The sequence below is a fragment of the Gammaproteobacteria bacterium genome (genome assembly GCA_030949385.1).
In the GTDB taxonomy this organism is placed as follows: Bacteria; Pseudomonadota; Gammaproteobacteria; order JAUZRS01; family JAUZRS01; genus JAUZRS01.
The window spans coordinates 1-19,652 of record JAUZSP010000003.1; the positions used below are offsets into that span (position 1 = coordinate 1).

Genomic DNA, 19,652 nt, shown 5'->3' on the forward strand with positions numbered 1-19,652 from the left:
TACACTGCGAGTACCTGTAGAGCTAAAAAGTAGATTGGAGCATGAAGCCAAACAGCAGGGTGTTTCTCTGAATAATTTAGCCAACTATTTTTTAACCACCCAATTAAGTCAACGGGAAGCCTTGTCGATGCTTGAAGCGCGTATCTCGAAAAAAAACATCACGCAACTCAAAAGCAAAGTGCAAAAAATATTGGCGGCGGTACCAAAACGGAAAGCAGTACCCGAATGGGATCGCATCAAGTAACCGCCCGAAACCGGTTCTGAACTCCACTCAGTCTCCCTGCTGAGTCATTGTGCTTCTCTTTAGCGCCTAAATCTGGCATCGTTGCCCGTACTAAAAACCCCCACCCGGAACAGACATGAAACTATTAGTACGCAACTTAGACCGATCAATCACAGAAGAAGAGCTAAAACGCTTGTTTCAAAAATACGGAACAGTGCAATCATGCGATTTGGTCATGGACAAAAACAGCGGTCAGTCCAAAGGCTTTGGTTTCATTGAGATACCAAAAGTAGGTCATGCAAAAGCGGCACTGAAAAACCTCAACAACACAACCGTTGGCGGCAGCAAAATCCGCGTGAAAAAAGTTGACCCCGATGGCAGCCAAAACCCTTAAGTTAAAAAAGCAGACGCAGTTATGAGCTGGCTCAAAGAATGCTTCTACTGCTTCACAACGTCATCAATCCAGCGTTGACAACCCCACAAGGCTTCCGCTAGGCTAAAACGCACTTATGAAACGAATTCTGATCTACCTCATGTTGCTCAGCACGCTCTCCAGCGGGCTGGCCTTCGCCTGGGATACGCATCCCGAGGCGATGGTGGGTCATGATTCCGTTGCGCTTGATCTGCTGCTGGATACCGACACCAGCCTCAATGACAGCAATGACACCCACCTTGATGACCACTGCTGTCATGCCAGCGCGCACCTGCTCGCCATGCTGGTGCCTCACGCGCCCAGCAATCGCCATCACAGCGCACCTTCACACCTTCACCCCACTCAAGCCACCTCCCTGCGTTACATCGCCCCTCTGCTGCGCCCTCCCATACACTAATTTCTTTCAACGTTGTGCCTGCTGCGCCCTCGTTCGCGCTGCGTTTCTGTTCCTCGCACGGAAAGAATTTAGATCATGTTAAAACACCCATTGCTGGTGGCTGGCTTCTGCGCTGGCCTAATTTTGCCCTCTTGGGCGCACGCCACTGAAACGGCGCAAAATTCAAGCGAATTACGCCAATTTATTCAACAACTTTGGCAACAAAGCCCCGAACTGGCCGCCGCCAAAGCCGCCATCGAAGCGGCTCGGGCGCAGGCACACGCCGCCAGCCAACCTCTCTATAATCCCTCGCTGCAACTGGATGCCGAACGCAGCGACATCAGCAGCGCCACGCTGGGACTGAGCCAAACCCTCGACTGGCACGACAAACGCCTCGCTCGCCAAAATAGGGCGCGCAAAGCAATCAGCGCTTATCAAACTCGCCTGCACTTGATTCGCACCCAACTGAGCAATGACACCCTGCTCGCACTGAGCCGTTATCAAACCACGCAACAGCTCTTCGCCTTAGCCTCCCAACGCAGCGAATTGATGCAGCGGTTTAGCAGCAGTGTGCAGACCCGCTACCGTGCCGGTGACATGCGCCTGCTGGATACGGCACTGGCCAAACTCGCTTACAGCGAAGCCGTCATGCAACAGGCCAGCCGTGCAGCGGATCTGGCCGACAACGAGGCCACACTGCACGCTCTGACGGGCGTTAGCCGCAACTGGCCGCAACTGGCAACCAACACCCCATATCCACCGGTAACGATAGAGACAGAAGCCTTGCTGGAAAATTTGGCCGAAATGCAGATGCAACGCGCCCAACTGATCTTGAGCAAAAATCGCATTCGGCAAGCCGAACAAGAACAGCAAGCCGACCCCACCCTCGGTCTCAGTGGCGGTCGAGATGGCAGCGAAAATCGCATCGGTCTCAGCTTGGAGATTCCACTGTTTATCCGTAACGACTTCAGTGCCGAAGTGCTCGCCACTCGCCATCAAGCCCAACAGGCGGAACAGGACTACCTCACCCAACAGCGCCGCGCCCGCGCCAAACTCAACGGCGCACTGAAACGCTTTCAGACCATGAACCAAGCGTGGCAAGGCTGGTTAAAGAGCGGTCAACAGGCACAAAACGATCAGAAAAAATGGCTCGAACAACTGTGGAACGCCGGTGAATTGAGCGCCAGCGACTACCTGCTGCAAGCCAAACAGAGCATCGACACCCAAGTCGCCGCCCTCAGCCTCAAAGGCGAACTGCAACAGGCGCACCTGCTCTGGTTAAGCGCCTCCGGCCAAATGAACGACTGGCTCAACCTCAGCACCCAAGCCTCACCTTCTGGAGAACAACAATGAAAAACAGCCCCTTAGTCGCCTTGCTACTCACTCTTAGCCTTACCTCCACCGCGTGGGCAGAAGAGGCGCATGACCACGAGCACGCAGCAGAACATCAGGAAAAAAGCCCTCAACACACCGAAAACAAGAACGAAAAACAAGACGATCACGACGACCACGGTGAAGAGAAAGAAGGCGCTCACGGCGCAGCATCTGGCGATGCCGAACTCAGCCCCGCGCAACAAAAAATGGCGGGCATCAAAACCGAAAAAGTACGGACATTCTCTCTAGGCGCAGCCATCACCGCCCCAGGTCAAGCCGTTCTAAACGCCTACCGCAGCAGCAAAATCACCCCACGCACCGCTGCCCAAATCATCAAGCGCCATGTGCAATTGGGAGATCAAGTCAAAAAAGGTCAAATCTTAATCAGCCTATCCAGCGTCGAGATGTCTCAAGCACAGGGGCTATTGATGGAAAATAATCTGGAGTGGAAACGAGTCAAGCGTCTCGGGCGCAAAACCGTCTCCGACAAACGTTACGTGGCAGCGCACATTGCCTATCAACAAGCCTACGCCAAAGTGCGCGCGTTCGGCATGAGCGAAGATCAAATTCAAACCCTACTCAAAACCGGCGATGCCAGCCGTGCCACAGGTGAATTCCAACTGCTCTCCCTGCAAGACGGCACCGTCATCAGCGATGATTTTGTCTTGGGTGAGTTGATCCAGCCCGGGCGCGTTTTAATCCAAATCAGCGATGAAACCCGTCTCTGGGTCGAAGCGCGTCTCAGCCCCGAAGAGGCCACCAACATCACTCTGGGTGCCAAAGCACAGATCCAAGTGGGGTCACACACCCTACAAGGCAGAGTCACCCAGGCTCGCCACAGCCTCGATGAAACCACCCGCACGCTGGCCATTCACATCGAGGTGGACAACCGCGATGAACGGCTGCACCCAGGCCAATTTGTCAGCGCCGTGATTGAGAGCAAACAGAGCCTTACCGGCATCGTCGTGCCTCTGCAAGCGGTGCTGCGCGCCGCCGATGGTGACTGGCAGGTCTTTTTAGAAACGGCCCCCGGTCGTTTTGTTGCCCAAGAGGTGAAAGTGCTGCGCACCGTGGGAAATCAAACCTTAATCAGCGGCATTGAGATCGGCAGCACCGTGGTCACCGCTGGGGCGTTTTTTGTCCAATCGGAAATTGCCAAAAGCGGCTTTTCAGTCCACAACCACTAAGGAAAACAGATCATGTTAAATCGAATCATTGATCTCGGTATTGAAAATCGGCTGATGGTGCTGTTGGCGCTGATCGCCACGTTGGTCGGAGCGACCCTACTGCTGCCCAAGCTCAATTTGGATGCCTTTCCCGATGTCACCAACGTGCAAGTGCAGATCAACACCGAAGCGCAAGGGCTGGCCGCCGAAGAGGTCGAACAACTGATCACCTTCCCCATCGAAGCGGTGATGTACGCCTTGCCCGATGTGCAAGAGGTGCGTTCCATTTCCAAAACCGGCCTGTCGGTGATCACCGTGGTCTTCAGCGAAGGCACGGACATCTACTTTGCCCGCCAACTGGTGTTTGAACGCCTGCAAGCAGCCAAAGAACAGATCCCCAACGGCATCGGCACCCCCGGAATGGGACCCAATACCTCCGGCCTTGGCCAAGTATTCCAGTACATTCTGCGCGCCGAAGAGGGTTCTAAATACGATGCCATCGCCTTGCGCAGCCTCAACGATTGGGTGGTTAAACTGCTCTTGATGCCCGTACCTGGAGTGACGGAAGTGCTCTCTTTTGGTGGCGAAGTGCGCCAATACCAAGTGCAGCTCGACCCACAACGCCTACTGGCCTACCAACTGTCCAGTGACGATGTGGCCAACGCCATCGAAAACAACAACCGCAACGCCGGAGGCTGGTATCTGGATCGCGGTGAAGAGCAGCTGGTGATTCGCGGTGTCGGTTGGTTACGCAGCGGTCAATTGGGGCTGCAAGACATCGGCAACATTCCTCTGCTGGATGTGGACGGTGTGCCGGTGCGGGTGCGCGATGTGGCACAGATTAATTTCGGCCCTGAAATTCGTCAAGGCGCGGTCACCATGACCCTGCGTGACGCCAACGGTGAACCCAATTCTTTGGGCGAAGTGGTGGCCGGTGTGGTGCTCAAACGCATGGGAGCCAACACCAAAGCCACCATTGACAGCATCAAAGATCGTCTACCAGCGATTCAGATGGCGCTGCCCGATGGAGTGAGACTGGAAGCGGTCTACGATCAATCGGATCTGGTGGACAAGGCGGTCAGCACCGTCAGCAATGCGTTGTTGGAAGCCTTTGTTTTGATCGTCATTATCTTAATGCTCTTTTTGCTTAATCTGCGCGCCACCTTGTTGGTACTGATCTCCGTACCGATCTCCATTTTGCTCGCCTTGATGGCAATGGCACAGTGGGGTGTTTCCGCCAACCTGATGTCTTTGGGCGGTCTGACCATCGCCATTGGCATGATGGTGGACGGCTCGGTGGTGATGATGGAACACATCTTCAGCCACCTCACCCACCCCGATGCACAACACCAAAAAGGCCGCAGCGAACCGGATCGCCACGGCATCGCCCTGCGCATTCAAGAAGCGGCACGAGAAGTGGGCAGGCCGGTTTTTTACGCCGTGCTGATCATCATCATCGTCTTTGCGCCGCTGTTCAGCCTCGAAGGGGTGGAAGGCAAACTGTTTCAACCGATGGCCATCTCCATTGTCTTGGCCATGATCGCTTCACTGCTGGTGGCACTGATCGTCGTCCCCGCGCTGGCCACCTACCTGTTTACCAAAGGGGTCAAAGAGCGCCGCAGTTGGATTATGATTCCGCTGGAGAAGCTCTATCGGCTGCTGCTCGGCGCAGCGTTGAAAATGCGCACGCTGGTGGTGGTCGTCGCCTTGGCGCTGTTTCTCGGCTCCCTCGCTCTGGTTCCGCTTCTCGGTACTGAATTTGTGCCAGAACTGGAAGAGGGTACTATCAATGTACGCATCACCCTCGCCCCCTCTTCCAGCCTCGACACCTCTCTTAAAGTGGCACAAAAGCTGGAAAAAGAGCTGATGACCTTCCCCGAGGTGCTCTACGTCTCCAGCCGCATTGGCCGTGCTGAGATTGGCGGTGATCCTGAGCCGGTCTCCAATGTGGAGATCTTTATCGGCCTCAAACCCGTCTCGGAATGGACATCTGCCAACAATCGCAAGGATCTGCAACGGCTGATGGAAGCGAAAATGTCCGTGCATCCCGGTTTGTTGTTCTCCTTTTCACAGCCCATCGCCACCCGCGTCGATGAACTGCTCTCGGGGGTCAAAGCGCAGTTGGCGATCAAACTGTTTGGCAGCGATCTACAACAACTGGCCAAAACCGGCAAAGAGATCGAGGCATTGGTTCGCCAAGTGGAAGGCACCCGTGGGGTGGAGATGGAGCAGATCGGCGGTGAAGCGCAACTCGCCATTCGCCCTGATCGAGAAGCCTTGGCACGTTACGGCATCTCCGTAGCTCAGGTGATGGATTTGGTCAGCGACGCCATTGGCGGTCGTGAAGCCGGTCAGGTCATCAACGGCAATGAACGCTACAACATCACCGTGCGGCTGGCAGAAGAGCAGCGCAACAGCATTGAGGCCATTCGCAGTTTGATTCTGCAAGCGCCCAGCGGAGCGTGGGTGAAACTGGGCGATCTGGCACAGGTGGAGATCGAATCAGGACCACCGCAGATTCGGCGTGACGATGTGCAGCGACGGGTGGTGATTCAGACCAATGTGGAAGGCCGTGATATGGGCGGATTGGTCAGTGAACTGCAACAGCGCATCGCCCGTGACATTGATCTACCCACCGGTTACAGCATTGTCTATGGCGGCCAGTTTGAAAATCAGCAACGCGCTCAAGCGCGTTTGATGGTGGTGGTGCCGCTCTCTTTGGGTTTGATCTTTTTACTGCTCTATTTTGCCTTTCATTCCGTGGGGCAAGCGGCGCTGATCATGCTCAATGTGCCACTGGCTTTGATTGGCGGCATCGCTGCGCTCTATATTTCCGGCCAATATTTATCCGTCCCTGGTTCCATCGGTTTTATCGCGCTGTTTGGGGTGGCGGTACTCAATGGGGTGGTGATGGTCAACGCCATCAATCAACGCCTGAGTGGGGAAAACAATCTGCACTTGGCGGTTTTTGAAGGCGCGTTATCCCGCTTGCGGCCGGTGTTGATGACCGCCTCCATTGCCGCTTTGGGTCTGATCCCGATGCTGCTCTCCAGCGGAGTCGGCTCCGAGGTGCAACGACCGCTGGCTACAGTGGTGGTTGGTGGGCTGGTCTCTTCCACGCTGCTGACCTTGTTTGTGATTCCGGCGCTGTATGCGGTTTTTTCTAAAGCGATGTTGAAAGAGCAGCGGCGCTAAGAAAAGCGGTGAGGTGTGAGGCCTCACCCTTGAACAACTGTATCCTTGAGGCTACGATACAACCCATGATAAAAATCCAAAAAACGTCACTTTATGCCAAATGGCTTAATGGGTTGCGAGACATTAAAACCCGTTCCCGAATATTGGTTCGAATAGAGCGCTTAGCACAAGGCAATTTGGGTGATGTTAAACCTATTGGCGAGGGTGTGTCCGAACTGCGGATCCATTGTGGTTCTGGTTATCGAGTCTATTTTAAAAAATCAGGATCGCAGTTGATCATACTTCTGGCCGGTGGAGACAAAAGCTCGCAAGCAAAAGACATTCAAAAAGCATTAAAACTTGCCCGTAATTTATAAGGTAAAACCATTATGAAAAAAACAGAAACAACCGTGTACGACGTAGCTGAATATCTACGCACTCCAGAAGAATCAGCGGCGTATCTTGAAGCCTGCCTTGAGGAAGCTGGAGGAGATGCTGCTTTTATCGCCAAAGCATTGGGTGATATTGCCAGAGCAAGGGGCATGTCTCACATTGCTAAAGAGACCGGTCTCTCCAGAGAAAGTCTGTATAAATCACTTTCCGGCGAGAGAATCCCCACCTTTGATACCATTTTAAAAGTAATGCATGCCCTCGGTTTAAGGTTACATACAGAGGTTGCAATCCAAAACAAGGATTAAATTGGATTAAAAACAATGAGCAATCATCATCACCACAACACCGACAGCATGGGTGATCGACGGCTGCTGCTGGCCATCGTCGTTAATATGCTGCTCACGCTGGCGCAAATTATCGGCGGTATTCTCTCCGGCAGTTTGGCACTGATTGCGGACGCGCTGCACAATTTCAGCGATGCCGCCTCTCTTTTGATTGCTTGGGTGGCGCGTAAAATTGGCCGCCGACCAGCAGATCAATTTAAAACCTTCGGTTACAAACGGGCGGAAATTATTGCCGCACTGATTAATTTGGTGACGCTGGTTTTGGTGGGTTTTTATCTTATTTACGAAGCCCTATGGCGTCTCTTTTCACCGCAAATAATTGAGGGTTGGATTGTCATTGTTGTCGCAGGCATTGCCCTTATCATCGACGTCATTACCGCCCTGCTCACCTACCGCATGGCAAAAGAGAGCCTAAACATGCGAGCGGCTTTTTTGCACAACGTTTCCGATGCCTTGGCCTCATTGGGGGTCATTGTCGCAGGTGCGCTGATTTTAATGTATCAGTGGTATTGGATCGATACCGCCTTGACGCTGATGATTGCATTTTATGTGCTTTATCAAGCGGCCTCGCTGTTGCCAAAAACCGTGCATATTTTAATGGAGGGAACCCCTGAAAACGTGTCGCTAAAAAAAGTAATTAATGCCATGCAATCTGTAGCAGGTGTGCAACAGATTTATCATCTGCATGTTTGGCAACTGGACGAGCATAAAAATGCACTGGAGGCGCACGTCGTTATTTCTGACTTTAATCAAAGCGAAAAAATTAAAAATGATTTAAAGAAATGTTTGGATGAAGAGTTCTCTATTTCTCACTCAACATTAGAATTGGAGATAAAAAAATCATGATTTTTTAAAAAAACGCCAACCGCATCACGTAATAATTAATTATTATATTATAATATAATTTTTCTTTAACACACATGAAAGGGACTTCCTATGAAGCTCAAAAACATGCTACAAAAATCAACCTTATTGATAGGTTCAATGCTGATCATCAGCGGCTGTGACACACAGACCATGGAGAGTAATTTGGGCGCACCCATGCCCTACAGTTACAGTAATAACAATATGATGCCAACAGGAAAGCTGACTACTTTTTATGGCGACATCACCAATCAACGCATTCTTGGCATTGACATAGAGAGCATGTCGGTGAGCAGCGACACCCCCACCAACGGCCTAAAACCGTACACCGTAGGCCGCGCCGATGGGCGTAACGGCAACTTAAATAAACTCTACGGTGTGACTCGAAACTCACCTTGGATGGAGATCATTGATTTAAGCACCCGACAGATCACCGGTACGGTACCGCTGCAACACACACCACGCTCTTGTGCCTACAACGAAGTGCTTGGTCTGCAATTGGTCAGCGGTATTGATAAACCCATGTCTTCCTTAATTGATCCAAAAACAGATCAAGTGGTGGCCACAGCAGGTAGAAATACTTTGGTCACTCCCACTGACACCGGCGGCTCAAATGCCACCGGACACCCTGTCTGGTTAAGCAGCACGGTGTTTGCCATTCTCGACCGAGAAGTGAGAAAAATAGACACTTATAAAGTTGAACAAATGAACGGCCAGTGGAGTACTCGTTTTTTACAATCCATTAGTACGCCCACCTCCGCGCATCATTTTATCGGCAAAGGTTCCGACGGTATGGATACCGGCATCGCTATGAATGATCCGGTTATGAACAAATTTTATGTCATCACCGAAGGCTCAGCACTGGACAATATCCCCCCCAGCGTTTTAGAACTTGATTTTTCAAATGAAATGTTAAGCATTAATCGCTCGGTCTCCTTCGATCATGCCGCCACCTTGGATGAACACAACAACCCAAACTTTGATACCGCACACACCGCACCGGAAATAACCGGCGGCCATCACGCCACCTTTCACCCCAGCGGTCGTTATCTCTATGTCGGTTCAAAAGCCGGTGAAGTCTTAGTTGTTGATGTCACTAAAATGCACATCATCAAACAAATTCCGGCCGGATCGGGCAGTGGTCACACCACCTTTATTCCGCAAAAAGGCCTTGGCATTGTCACCAACCACGGCGCTCAATTTGTCACTATTATTGACACCACAACCCACACAAAAATAAAAGATTTAATGGTCAGTGGCGTTTCTCAGAACAGCGTGATCATGCAATCACACACCAGCTTTACCGATGCTGCCGGTGATTTCTTCTACGCTTTTGCTTCCAATAACGGGGTGTTTTATGAGGTCAATCTGACCACACTGGAGGTCTCACGCACCCTCACAACTGGCGGAACTCCAGTACAAGGCTGCTTTACTTACCTGCCCTAAGCGGCTCACTCTTTCACCACCCTGAGCACCTTGCTGGCGTTGTTGGGTTTGCCTTAATCGGTAAACCACAATTCCGTCAAGGTGCTTTTTTCTGGAAGTCATTAAAATCGCACTACTCAAAAGGAGTGCGGCTGTCTTGCATCAGTTGATCTAATGCCCTTCGCGCTTGCTTTGGATTGGCTCGATCTTTTTCTTCCAGCATTTCACATTCGTCCCTCACCATTTCATCCACAGTAGAAGGGTAATATTTGCAGTCGTCAGGGCGGTCATAATAAATATCACAGGTGTACTTATTTTGCTTCGGCACTTTTCTTAACCAAGGGCATACTTCCATCTGTTGGCCTGTTTCGGGATCGCTCCAAATTTCACCTTGGTTTACATAACGATGTATATCAGGTCGGTAGTTTTCCCAATAATCTGCTTGAACAGTTGAAACCGATAAACCACCGTTGCCGTATTTGACACAGCATTTTCCGCATTGATTGCACTCTTTCACGTTAAGAATTAAGTCCTGTTTTTATTTTAAAAAATTTATTTATCGTCACCAAGCTTCCGCAATAAATTTACATAATGGCAATGATACTTACTCTCCATAGTGTGATTTTTCCCTCACAATCAATACCAGACAGTGTTCACTCTCAATTCGATAGACAATGCGATCTTGAAAGCTTAAACGCACTGAATAATACCCCGTTAAATCACCAACCAGTCGCTTTCCACTCTGCGGAACGACAGCGATTTTATGACGTAAAATATCTTTTAATTTAGATTTAAGCTTTGGTGTCAGTTTGCAAATCTCTTTTTGCGCCTGCTTGGTAAACAAAATTTGATAGCGCTCACAGCTCACATAGGTTCTCCGAACACATCCTCAAAGCTTACGACTTCCCCCGCATCAGCTTGCTGAATGGATTGATTAAACGTCTGCTTAAAATCAGGTTGAGATAAAAGATGTAAGGTTTCCTGTAAGCTTTCATAATCATCGGCAGACATAATGACTGCATTGCCAGATTTATGTTGAATCTCAATAATTTCATGTCGCTGTGTGGTCTGTTTAATCAGCTCAAAAAAGGTTTTTCTCGCTTCGGTTGCGCTCATTGTCATCATGATTTCAGCCTCATTTAACGTACCAGATAATGTACCACAATGACGTGTCATAAGTACGTTCTCATCCCACGCCTTCCTGTGAGAAAGTATGCTCCCCCCCCCTTTGCAACCCACTAGAAACCATTCCCCAACCGAAACGAATAGAGTAGACTCCACCTTCTTCGGCGAAACACCGCCGTTTGAGCTTGTTTTTTCTATTTTTGCCCCTATAAACCGTAATCGACACATTATAAAACCGCCCATCTTGGAGAGACACATGGCCGTTATTGAACTCAACGAAAGCAACTTCCAACAGACCATCGACAATAACGACATTGTTATTATTGATTTTTGGGCACCCTGGTGTGGCCCCTGTCGCTCCTTTGCGCCGATCTATGAAAAAATCTCCGAAAAACACCCCGATGTGGTGTTTGCCAAACTGAACACCGAAGATGAACAAGGATTGGCGACCCAGTTTAATATTCGCTCCATCCCCACCATCGCCCTGTTCCGCGAACAGATCATCCTGATGATGCAAGCCGGTGCGCTGCCAGAATCGGCGCTGGAAGATGTGATCAAACGCGCCCAAGATCTGGACATGGACGACGTGCGTAAAGAGATTGCCGAAAAAGAAGCCGAAGGTGAAAAATCCGCTTAAGTGAGCGTTTTCACAAAGATTTTTGAGTTACGCTGATAGTTGTACAACGCCTGCCGCTCGGCGGGCAGTTGGCTTAAATCCCCCGCCACAAAACCCCGCTCCACAAACCAGTGCGCCGTCTGCGTGGTTAAAACAAACAATTGTCTAACCCCCTGCTCTTGCGCCTTTTTCTCCACCCGTTGCAGCAACAACTCCGCTTTGCCCCGCCGCCGATACGCCTCATGCACCACCACACAAGCCAGCTCCGCCCAAGCCGCATCCCGCTGTGAATAGAGTGCCGCACAGCCAATCACCATGCCGTCTCGTTCCAACACCGTGAAGCGTTCCACCTCCAACTCCAACTGCTCCCGTGAACGGCGCACCAACACCCCCCGCTGCTCCAAAGGCTGAATCAACTCCAGAATGCCGCCCACATCCTCAATGCTGGCTGAACGCACACCCTCGTAGATTTCCGCCGTAATCAAGGTGCCACTGCCATCACGGCTGTACAACTCTTGCAGCAACGCGCCATCCCGCCGCCCAACCAAATGCACCCGCGCCACCCCTTGCAACGATGCCCGCGCCGCACTTTTCAGATGCAGCGTAGTACCGAGGTCACTGATCTGCTCAGAAAGGGCAAGCGCCTGCGACGGCGAAAGCTGCTCCAGTAAATTGCCCGCCTGATCCAGCACCCCCACCTGCTCGGTGAGAAAGATCAACTTATCCGCCTGCAGCGCGATGGCCGTCTCCGTCGCCACCTCTTCTGCGTGCAGATTAAAGACTTCGCCGGTCGCGGAGTAACCCAGCGGTGAAAGCAACAACAGGTTATTCTCCGCCAGCAGTTTATCCATCGCCACGGCATTAATGCGCCGCACCACACCGGTATGGCAAAAATCGGTGCCGTCATGAATGCCCCACGGCTTGGCGGTAACAAAATTGCCCGACAACACCTGCAGACACGCGCCCGCCATCGGCGTATTGGGCAACCCCATAGAAAGCAGCGCCTCAATCTCCACCCGCACCGCGCCACAGACCTCTTTTAACAGCGGCAAAGTTTGATCATCGGTAATGCGAATGCCTTGCTGAACATGAGACTCAATGCCAAGGCTTTTCAGCCGAGCCTCCACTTGCGGACGCACTCCAAACACCAGCACCAGACGCACCCCCAAGCTGTTGAGAAGGGCGATGTCGTGAATCAAACTGGAAAACTGCTTCTCCAGCAACGCCTGCCCAGAAAAGGCCAGCACCACGGTACGGCCACGATGGGCGTTGACGTAGGGCGACATCTGTCGCAGAGCGGTCACGTCGTAGGCGCTCATGAGGCGGGATGCAAACAGAAATGATTGATCAAGCGCCGCAACAGATCCACCGTTGGTTGCAGAGCATCCAAGCGCAAAAATTCATCGGGCTGATGGGCTTGAGCAATGTCACCCGGCCCCATCACCACCACCTGCATCCCCATCTCGGTCAGATAGGGCGCTTCGGTACCAAAGGCCACCGCCTCCGACTCATAGCCACTGAGCCGTTCCGCCACTTGGACGATCTCAGAATCCTTAGCGGTCTCCAGAGCGGGAATGCCATCAAACAGACTCTCAAATTCCAAGCTCAAACCGCTGCCTTGCATCCGCTCACTGAGACGCTCTCGCACCATTTTTCGGGTCTGTTCCAATTTCATTCCCGGCAAGGGGCGCAGATCAAAGGAGAGATCACACTGGCCACAGATGCGGTTGGGGTTATCGCCACCACAAATATGGCCTAGATTCAGCGTTGGCACCGGTACCTCAAAGGCGGGGTTTTGATATTGCAACTGCAACTCGTCACGCAGCAACAGCAGCTCCGTCATGAGGCGATTCATCCCCTCCAAGGCGCTGTTGCCGTAGGCCGGATTACTAGAGTGCCCCGCTTGACCGATAAGGCGAACGCCCTCCATCATCACGCCTTTGTGCATCCGCACCGGACGCAGCCCTGTCGGCTCACCGATCACCGCAAAATCCGCCAGAGAACGACCGCTGGCCAGCAGCGCCTTAGCTCCCGCCATGCTGCTCTCCTCATCAGCGGTGGCGATCACCGTTAAGGGTTTGAGCAGTTTCCCCGCAGTGAAAAGGCTGGCCGCTTCCAGTGCCAAAACCAGAAAACTTTTCATATCCGCCGTGCCCAAGCCGTACAACTTGCCATCACGTTCGCTGAGCAAAAAGGGGTTGCTCTGCCACAGTTCCTCATTGCACGGCACCGTATCGGTGTGGCCTGAGAGCAGCAGCCCGCCAGCACCGGAACCCAAAGTGGCGACCATATTGGCTTTATTCGGCTGCCCAGCGAGAGGCAACACCTCCACCACAAAACCAGCGGCGCGATACCACTCCGCCAACCGCTCCACCACCGCACGATTGCCCATATCAAAGCTGGGATTGACACTGCTAACGGAGGGCAGCTCGATCAGAGCGGCGATTTTTTTCAGTAACGGGTTGGCAAAGGTCATGGGGAAACGTCCAACAGACAAGGAAGTCCATCAGTATAAAACATTCAAACGCGACGTAGGGCGCAATAAGCTCAGCGCATTGCGCCGATAAACAGCACCATCAAAGACCGTTCAACAAAATATCCAAACACTCCTCAGCCATCTCCGCCACCTCTTCATTCGAGTCATGCACCGCCGCGCGCACCAACGGAATGATTTTCATCTCCCCACTGAGGGAAAGATAACGCAGCGCATCACGGCGATGATGTGGGTTACTGCTGGCCAACCACTCAATCAAACTCGGCACCATCATGGTCAACGCCTCTTGACCGTGCAGTGCCTCCATCAGCGCCTCAGCGGAGAGACGCAAGGGCAAGGGCAACGCCTCTTCTTGTAACAGAGCCAAAACCTGCTGACCCCAGTGAGGCGACTCCGCCAGCAGCTTTTCCAAACGCAGCAAACTGCCACTTTGCAGCTCACGTTTGAGGTACTTTATAATGCCCTCTTCTGTATTGAGCAGCGTCACCCACGATCTCAATTCCTGAGTAGAAATCCCACCTTCAAATTCAAACTCACCCAAACGCAACCACGGCACAGCACGTAAATTAATTCGGCGAGCACGATCTGGGTCCACGGCAATATTGACCACTTCTAAACTGGCCAAGGCAGATTCCTGCAATAACTGAGTGAGATCTTGTAGAAGCTGAGCGGAACAATCACAATCCGGTGAAATCAATAACAGCGCGTGATTTTCCGTCGCCACTGAGGCATAAAATTCCATATTAAACGATTCACTCCCACCGCCCTTCGAAGAAAAAAACATCCCTCACCCCTTCCCTGTTAAATCTCTCACCTATCAACACCGTCGATAGAGCATCATCATAGTTCAGCGTGCTAACAAATGACTCAAAATTGGCGCTATTTAAGGAAATAATCACCCTGTAGAGGGTAAGATCTCACATCAGAATTCCACTTCTTTATCAGAGAACCTCAAGCCATGCTGATCCCTACTGCCAACCACAGAGCGACCCTAATCTTTGACTTCGACGGCACTCTGGCGGACAGCTTACAGACCGCCATCACGGTGATTAACAGACTCGCTAAAATGTACGATTTCTGTGCCATTCACCCGCTTGAGCTGACCAGCCTACGAGAGAAAAGCGCCTTGGAGATTGTTCGTCATCTGCAAATACCGATTCTTAAAGTCCCCCTTATCGCTCAAAAAGCACGCCAGATGATGCGAAGTGAGCAACAAAAAATCCGTCCAATCAACGGTATTCCTATTATTCTCCATACCCTGAAAAGCCGAGGCCGTACTTTGGGTTTGCTCAGCTCCAATTCGGAAGAAAACTTGCGCCTCTTCAACCAGTATCACAAGCTGGAACTGTTCGATTTTATCAGTGGCACCTCACCGCTGTGGGGCAAAGCACAACACCTCAAACGGCTGTTGAAAGAACACAAATTGCCCCGACAAGAGGTGATTATGGTGGGAGATGAGCTGCGTGACATTGAAGCGGCACGCCAATGCGGAATCAAAATTGCGGCGGTCAGTTGGGGCTACAACAGCTACGAAGCGCTCCAAGAAGCCCAACCGGATTGGTTACTGGAACACCCCAGACAATTACTGAAACTCTAAAACCGCGATAACAGACACAAAAAAGCCCGACTCAAAAATGAGTAACGGGCTTTAAAAATACGGCATCGGGAGGAGTCGAATACCGTGCAATAACTTTATCGCCTTCCTAGGAAGGAAACCGTTAACGGAGTCTCAGTTTTCCTTAAGAAACATCCACCTCTTCCAGTAACATGGAATTACCTGACATTTCAGCCGGTTGCGGAATGCCCATCAACTGCAATACCGTCGGTGCCACCGAACTAAGCCCTTGGCCATTGGCCAAGCGCCAAGCGGCTTTGTCCACCACCAAACAAGGCACCGGATAGGTGGTGTGTTGAGTGTGCGGCTCACCGGTAACGGGATCAATCATCTCATCACAGTTGCCATGATCTGCGGTCAAAATCGCCGACCAGTTGTTCTTTTTCACACAATCCAAGACCCGACCCGCTTCTTTATCCAAAGTCTCCACTGCAATCACGATGGCTTCACGCACAGCGGTATGACCCACCATGTCACCGTTGGCAAAGTTGACCACAATAAAGCCATACTGCTCTGACTCAATGGCAGTAATAACCGCATCGGCCACCTCTTTGGCGCTCATCTCCGGCTTCATATCGTAAGTAGCCACTTTCGGTGAAGGCACCACAAGGCGATCTTCACCGGCAAAGGGCTGCTCTTTGCCGCCGTTAAAGAAATAGGTCACATGAGCGTATTTCTCTGTTTCAGCGCAATGGAATTGACGCAAACCGGCCAAACTGACCACCTTACCCAACATCACTGGCGGACGCTCAGGAGCAAAAGCAATGGGAGCCAAATATTTGGGGTCGTACTCCGTCATACAGGTCACAGTCACCGGCTCATAATCGCCCCGATCAAAACCGCCAAACTCTTCTAAACTCAAAGCCTCGGCCAATTGACGCGGACGATCGTTGCGAAAATTAAAGAAGATAACGCTGTCATCATCCGCAATTTTTACCGCACCAGGCAGCACCGTCGGCTTAATAAACTCATCACCACGACCGTGTTCATAAGCGTTTTCAATCGCCTCTTCCGCACTGGTGGAGTAACAGCCTTTATGGTTAACCATCACATCCCAAGCCAGCTTGGTACGATCCCAGCGGTTGTCACGATCCATCGCATGATAACGACCACTGATGGTGGCGATGGTGCCATTAGCACCCTCTAAAGCATCGTACAATGAAGGCAGATAGGTTCTGGCATGACGAGGAGCCGTATCACGACCGTCGGTCATCATATGCACCATCGGTCGCACGCCCTGCTGAGCGCAGAGGCGAATCAGCGCCAACAGATGTGTAATGTGGCTGTGAACCCCGCCATCAGAGACCAACCCGACCAAATGAATTGGTCGATCAGCGGCTTTGGCCTTCTCCATTGCGGACAGAAACGCAGAAATTTTATAAAAGCTGCCGTCCTGCACCGAATCATCAATTCTCACCAGATCCTGACGGGTAATACAACCACAACCCAAGGTCAAATGCCCCACCTCAGAATTACCCATCTGCCCCTCTGGCAGCCCCACCGCTCTTCCAGACGCTTCCAGAGAGTTGTGGCCATGATGAGAAAAATAGTCATCAAGACGGGGTGTTTTAGCTTGTTGAACGGCGTTGTTCAAACGACCTGGGTTAACCCCAAAGCCATCGAGAATGATTAAAACAACGGGTTGGCGCGGCACGGCATGAGCGGTTTTCATAAGAGCTTATTTTTTATCCATAACATAACAATAGAAAAGGCGGGCAGATTTTAGCCTATTTTTCATCTGGTTTCCGGCTCAATACGCAAATCAGGCAGCAAAGGGCTCTTTTTAGAAACAAAAAGCTCAATATGCTCTGCATACCAGAGCACCGTTTGACCGGATAAAAAGCGCCCTGCTGCTTGCAGAGCCTGTTGATAATCCGCTTTCCAGTTAGGCTGATAACCGGCAGCCAACACCTGCGGACTCAATTTCAACAACAGTGCCGACGGCGATGGCAGTGGACCATCATCCAATAAAGGCCGTTGCAACAACACCGGCAACAGCGGTTTTTGCCCCAAACGCCAACTGCCTTGCCGATAAAACAGCGACCACGCTCTGTCACTCAACTCAGCGACCCGATCCTGCAAGGCTTTTTTCTGCGCTGGAAACGCCACAGCACAGCGCCACAATCCCTGCGCCACTGTCGTGTAACCGGCAAACGCCGCGCCCTTCGTGCTGCTCAACTCGCGCCGCAACTCACCTTTAGACCAAAATCCATTCACAAACGCCAACTGTTTGCTTGCAGCAGTTTGGAATCGCTCACCCTCCGGTGCAACACTGGCTTGACACAACGCGCTCAAAGCCAAACCATTCCAGCCCGCCAAACGTTTACCGTCTTTGGGCAGAGAACGATTTTGCAGCCGCCAACGATGCAGTTTAGCGCGGATGATCTTCTGCTCTTCTTGCAACAGCGAAAAACTCATTTTCAGCTCTTTAGCCAAGTGCTGTGGCTTCTCAATCGCCACCGGCAACAGACCCAAAACCTGCTCGCCTTCTGAGATAGGCAGCCATGACCAGAGCCTATCTGCCAAGGCAAACTCCGCCTTGCTAAGCACAGCCATCAGCTCTTCGCGCTGCCAAAGATAGCTACCGCCTTCATTGCCGTCATCGTCCACCGCCGACAAAGAAGCGATAAAACCGCCCTCTTGGTGCGCCATTTCTGCCAACATAAAATCCAAGGTCTCAAAAGCAATCTGACGATAACGCGGCTGATCCAAGATCTGTGCTGCCTGCAGGTAAAGGCTCACCGCCAAAGCGTTGTCGTAGAGCATCTTTTCAAAATGGGGTTGCTGCCAACCGGGGTCAACGGTGTAACGATAAAACCCACCGCCCAAATGATCTCGCAAAGCCAAATGTGCCATCTGATCCAACGTCAAACGCAGAAAGGCCTCCAGCTCTTCGTTCGGCGCGCTTTGCAGCTCCAGCAGCAGCGATGACAACATCGGCACCCGTGGGAACTTACTCTGCTCACCAAAACCGCCTTGCAGCTCATCGCCCAATTTCAGCGCCTGCTCAACCAGCTCTTGGCGCAGTTCAGCCACGGGGCGAACACCACCTTGCTCCAACGCCACTTTTTTAAAGATCTGTCCCGAAGCCATCTGCGCCATTTGCGCCAATCTCTGCGGCGACTCCTGCCAACGTTCGCGGAGGTTAATCAGGAGCTGTTCAAACGACTCAGCAGGGCGATAGGTCAACCCCAATAGGGGGTAACCCTCGGGGGTGAGAAAGACGTTCAATGGCCAACCCGCCGAGCCGTTCATCTGCTGCACAAACCGAATCAACAACGCATCCAAAGCCACATCCAGCTCTCGATCCACTTTGACCGCGATAAAGGAATCATTGAGCAACTTAGCAATGGCAGGGTTTTGGTAACTTTCTCGCTGCATCACATGGCACCAGTGACAGGCAAAATAACCACTGGAGATCAAAATCAGCTTGTTCTCTTTTTTGGCTTGCTCCAGCACATCAGCACCCCAAGCACGCCACTGCACTGGATCATCACCGTGCATGGCTAAATAAGGGGAAAAGTGGTTTTTCAGTTCATTGCCGGCAAAAAGCGGCAGGGTGAAGAGACACAGCAACAAGGTGAATAATTTAAGCATCAGAACATCAGCCATAAATCTAAGGGGAAGATCCGTTTTACCTCAGTTGAGGCTCAAAGGGCAAATTTTCTCTCCTCTTTCAGATACAACACAACATCTGATTTACGTTCTGTAACCAATCGACTACACTGGTCTTATGTACAAAATTAAACGCACTGATGAATTTGCTCATTGGCTCGATAATCTAAAGGATTCTAAAGTTAAAGCGCGACTCATTCGTCGTCTCGAAAAAGTCGCACAAGGTAATCTAGGCGATGTGAAATCAGTGGCGAGTGGAGTCTTCGAAATGCGATAATTTTTCGGCTCTGGTTGGCGCATGTATTACACCTTGCGCGGTACTGTCTTGATTATCATGTTAGCTGGTGGTAACAAATCAAATCAGCAAACAGACATCAAAAAAGCCATTCGTTTAGCTTCTATGCTGGAGGATTAA

The 19,652-nt window shown here is 51.5% G+C and carries 20 protein-coding genes and 1 pseudogene; 13 read left to right on the top strand and 8 right to left on the bottom strand.

From position 1 onward, the window contains the following. The 10 genes from Q9O24_03575 to Q9O24_03620 form a co-directional block, all read left to right on the top strand. On the top strand, positions 1-244 hold a 244-nt coding region (locus Q9O24_03575), incomplete at its 5' end, for a toxin-antitoxin system HicB family antitoxin (GenBank protein MDQ7074231.1). 115 nt (positions 245-359) lie between these two features. Beyond that, complete coding sequence (locus Q9O24_03580) at positions 360-617, top strand: RNA-binding protein (protein MDQ7074232.1); 258 nt, start codon at positions 360-362, stop codon at positions 615-617. A 115-nt stretch (positions 618-732) separates the two neighbouring features. After that, complete coding sequence (locus tag Q9O24_03585; protein ID MDQ7074233.1) at positions 733-1,053, top strand: hypothetical protein; 321 nt, start codon at positions 733-735, stop codon at positions 1,051-1,053. 75 nt (positions 1,054-1,128) lie between these two features. Further along, positions 1,129-2,385, top strand: a complete 1,257-nt coding sequence (locus tag Q9O24_03590; GenBank protein MDQ7074234.1) for a TolC family protein — start codon at positions 1,129-1,131, stop codon at positions 2,383-2,385. Beyond that, complete coding sequence (locus Q9O24_03595; protein ID MDQ7074235.1) at positions 2,382-3,593, top strand: efflux RND transporter periplasmic adaptor subunit; 1,212 nt, start codon at positions 2,382-2,384, stop codon at positions 3,591-3,593. Before Q9O24_03590 ends, Q9O24_03595 begins: the two co-directional genes overlap by 4 nt. A gap of 12 nt (positions 3,594-3,605) precedes the next feature. Continuing rightward, positions 3,606-6,767, top strand: a complete 3,162-nt coding sequence (locus tag Q9O24_03600) for a CusA/CzcA family heavy metal efflux RND transporter (GenBank protein ID MDQ7074236.1) — start codon at positions 3,606-3,608, stop codon at positions 6,765-6,767. A 65-nt stretch (positions 6,768-6,832) separates the two neighbouring features. Continuing rightward, positions 6,833-7,123 (top strand): type II toxin-antitoxin system RelE/ParE family toxin, encoded by a 291-nt coding sequence (locus Q9O24_03605; GenBank protein ID MDQ7074237.1) that lies wholly within the window; start codon positions 6,833-6,835, stop codon positions 7,121-7,123. A gap of 12 nt (positions 7,124-7,135) precedes the next feature. Next, positions 7,136-7,444 carry a putative addiction module antidote protein gene (locus Q9O24_03610; GenBank protein MDQ7074238.1) on the top strand — a complete coding sequence of 103 codons (309 nt, stop codon included), beginning with the start codon at positions 7,136-7,138 and terminating at the stop codon, positions 7,442-7,444. 15 nt (positions 7,445-7,459) lie between these two features. Next, positions 7,460-8,329 carry a cation diffusion facilitator family transporter gene (locus tag Q9O24_03615; GenBank protein MDQ7074239.1) on the top strand — a complete coding sequence of 290 codons (870 nt, stop codon included), beginning with the start codon at positions 7,460-7,462 and terminating at the stop codon, positions 8,327-8,329. 90 nt (positions 8,330-8,419) lie between these two features. After that, entirely contained in the window at positions 8,420-9,793 is a 1,374-nt protein-coding gene (locus Q9O24_03620) for a hypothetical protein (protein ID MDQ7074240.1), read from the top strand. A gap of 112 nt (positions 9,794-9,905) precedes the next feature. On the opposite strand, the gene Q9O24_03625 is transcribed toward Q9O24_03620, so the two are convergent. The 3 genes from Q9O24_03625 to Q9O24_03635 all read right to left on the bottom strand — a co-directional run bounded on the left by Q9O24_03625 (position 9,906) and on the right by Q9O24_03635 (position 11,125). Beyond that, positions 9,906-10,289 carry a YkgJ family cysteine cluster protein gene (locus tag Q9O24_03625; protein ID MDQ7074241.1) on the bottom strand — a complete coding sequence of 128 codons (384 nt, stop codon included), beginning with the start codon at positions 10,287-10,289 and terminating at the stop codon, positions 9,906-9,908. A gap of 87 nt (positions 10,290-10,376) precedes the next feature. Beyond that, a complete protein-coding gene (locus tag Q9O24_03630; GenBank protein MDQ7074242.1) occupies positions 10,377-10,640 on the bottom strand; it encodes a type II toxin-antitoxin system YoeB family toxin in 264 nt (87 codons plus the stop codon). Next, on the bottom strand, positions 10,637-11,125 hold the full coding sequence (locus Q9O24_03635; GenBank protein MDQ7074243.1) for a type II toxin-antitoxin system Phd/YefM family antitoxin: 489 nt from the start codon (positions 11,123-11,125) through the stop codon (positions 10,637-10,639). The genes Q9O24_03630 and Q9O24_03635 overlap by 4 nt, the downstream gene beginning before the upstream one ends. 28 nt (positions 11,126-11,153) lie before the next feature. Between Q9O24_03635 and trxA the strand changes: the two genes are divergently transcribed. Beyond that, complete coding sequence (gene trxA, locus Q9O24_03640) at positions 11,154-11,534, top strand: thioredoxin (GenBank protein MDQ7074244.1); 381 nt, start codon at positions 11,154-11,156, stop codon at positions 11,532-11,534. Here trxA and argA read toward each other — a convergent pair. The 3 genes from argA to Q9O24_03655 all read right to left on the bottom strand — a co-directional run bounded on the left by argA (position 11,531) and on the right by Q9O24_03655 (position 14,791). Next, positions 11,531-12,832, bottom strand: coding sequence for an amino-acid N-acetyltransferase (gene argA / locus Q9O24_03645; protein ID MDQ7074245.1), 1,302 nt, complete (start codon positions 12,830-12,832; stop codon positions 11,531-11,533). The genes trxA and argA overlap by 4 nt on opposite strands. After that, the gene (gene argE, locus Q9O24_03650; GenBank protein ID MDQ7074246.1) at positions 12,829-13,989 is read right to left on the bottom strand and encodes an acetylornithine deacetylase; all 1,161 of its coding nucleotides are present in this window, start codon (positions 13,987-13,989) and stop codon (positions 12,829-12,831) included. The genes argA and argE overlap by 4 nt, the downstream gene beginning before the upstream one ends. Before the next feature lie 100 nt (positions 13,990-14,089). Continuing rightward, on the bottom strand, positions 14,090-14,791 hold the full coding sequence (locus tag Q9O24_03655; GenBank protein ID MDQ7074247.1) for a HEAT repeat domain-containing protein: 702 nt from the start codon (positions 14,789-14,791) through the stop codon (positions 14,090-14,092). Between the two features lie 174 nt (positions 14,792-14,965). Between Q9O24_03655 and Q9O24_03660 the strand changes: the two genes are divergently transcribed. After that, positions 14,966-15,604, top strand: coding sequence for an HAD-IA family hydrolase (locus tag Q9O24_03660; GenBank protein ID MDQ7074248.1), 639 nt, complete (start codon positions 14,966-14,968; stop codon positions 15,602-15,604). Between the two features lie 142 nt (positions 15,605-15,746). On the opposite strand, the gene gpmI is transcribed toward Q9O24_03660, so the two are convergent. Together gpmI and Q9O24_03670 are read right to left on the bottom strand one after the other, a co-directional pair. Then, positions 15,747-17,294 (bottom strand): 2,3-bisphosphoglycerate-independent phosphoglycerate mutase, encoded by a 1,548-nt coding sequence (gpmI, locus tag Q9O24_03665; GenBank protein MDQ7074249.1) that lies wholly within the window; start codon positions 17,292-17,294, stop codon positions 15,747-15,749. A gap of 62 nt (positions 17,295-17,356) precedes the next feature. After that, positions 17,357-19,219 (bottom strand): DUF255 domain-containing protein, encoded by a 1,863-nt coding sequence (locus Q9O24_03670; GenBank protein MDQ7074250.1) that lies wholly within the window; start codon positions 19,217-19,219, stop codon positions 17,357-17,359. 136 nt (positions 19,220-19,355) lie between these two features. On the opposite strand from Q9O24_03670, the pseudogene Q9O24_03675 reads away from it, so the two are divergent. Then, positions 19,356-19,652, top strand: a pseudogene (locus tag Q9O24_03675) (type II toxin-antitoxin system RelE/ParE family toxin).

Bases quoted from the DNA above. Each gene is read 5' to 3' on its own strand.
- Q9O24_03580 (MDQ7074232.1), top strand. From the start codon at position 360: ATGAAACTATTAGTACGCAACTTAGACCGATCAATCACAGAAGAAGAG.
- Q9O24_03585 (MDQ7074233.1), top strand. From the start codon at position 733: ATGAAACGAATTCTGATCTACCTCATGTTGCTCAGCACGCTCTCCAGC.
- Q9O24_03590 (MDQ7074234.1), top strand. From the start codon at position 1,129: ATGTTAAAACACCCATTGCTGGTGGCTGGCTTCTGCGCTGGCCTAATT.
- Q9O24_03595 (MDQ7074235.1), top strand. From the start codon at position 2,382: ATGAAAAACAGCCCCTTAGTCGCCTTGCTACTCACTCTTAGCCTTACC.
- Q9O24_03600 (MDQ7074236.1), top strand. From the start codon at position 3,606: ATGTTAAATCGAATCATTGATCTCGGTATTGAAAATCGGCTGATGGTG.
- Q9O24_03605 (MDQ7074237.1), top strand. From the start codon at position 6,833: ATGATAAAAATCCAAAAAACGTCACTTTATGCCAAATGGCTTAATGGG.
- Q9O24_03610 (MDQ7074238.1), top strand. From the start codon at position 7,136: ATGAAAAAAACAGAAACAACCGTGTACGACGTAGCTGAATATCTACGC.
- Q9O24_03615 (MDQ7074239.1), top strand. From the start codon at position 7,460: ATGAGCAATCATCATCACCACAACACCGACAGCATGGGTGATCGACGG.
- Q9O24_03620 (MDQ7074240.1), top strand. From the start codon at position 8,420: ATGAAGCTCAAAAACATGCTACAAAAATCAACCTTATTGATAGGTTCA.
- Q9O24_03635 (MDQ7074243.1), bottom strand. From the start codon at position 11,125: ATGTGTCGATTACGGTTTATAGGGGCAAAAATAGAAAAAACAAGCTCA.
- trxA (MDQ7074244.1), top strand. From the start codon at position 11,154: ATGGCCGTTATTGAACTCAACGAAAGCAACTTCCAACAGACCATCGAC.
- argA (MDQ7074245.1), bottom strand. From the start codon at position 12,832: ATGAGCGCCTACGACGTGACCGCTCTGCGACAGATGTCGCCCTACGTC.
- argE (MDQ7074246.1), bottom strand. From the start codon at position 13,989: ATGACCTTTGCCAACCCGTTACTGAAAAAAATCGCCGCTCTGATCGAG.
- Q9O24_03655 (MDQ7074247.1), bottom strand. From the start codon at position 14,791: ATGTTTTTTTCTTCGAAGGGCGGTGGGAGTGAATCGTTTAATATGGAA.
- Q9O24_03660 (MDQ7074248.1), top strand. From the start codon at position 14,966: ATGCTGATCCCTACTGCCAACCACAGAGCGACCCTAATCTTTGACTTC.
- gpmI (MDQ7074249.1), bottom strand. From the start codon at position 17,294: ATGAAAACCGCTCATGCCGTGCCGCGCCAACCCGTTGTTTTAATCATT.
- Q9O24_03670 (MDQ7074250.1), bottom strand. From the start codon at position 19,219: ATGCTTAAATTATTCACCTTGTTGCTGTGTCTCTTCACCCTGCCGCTT.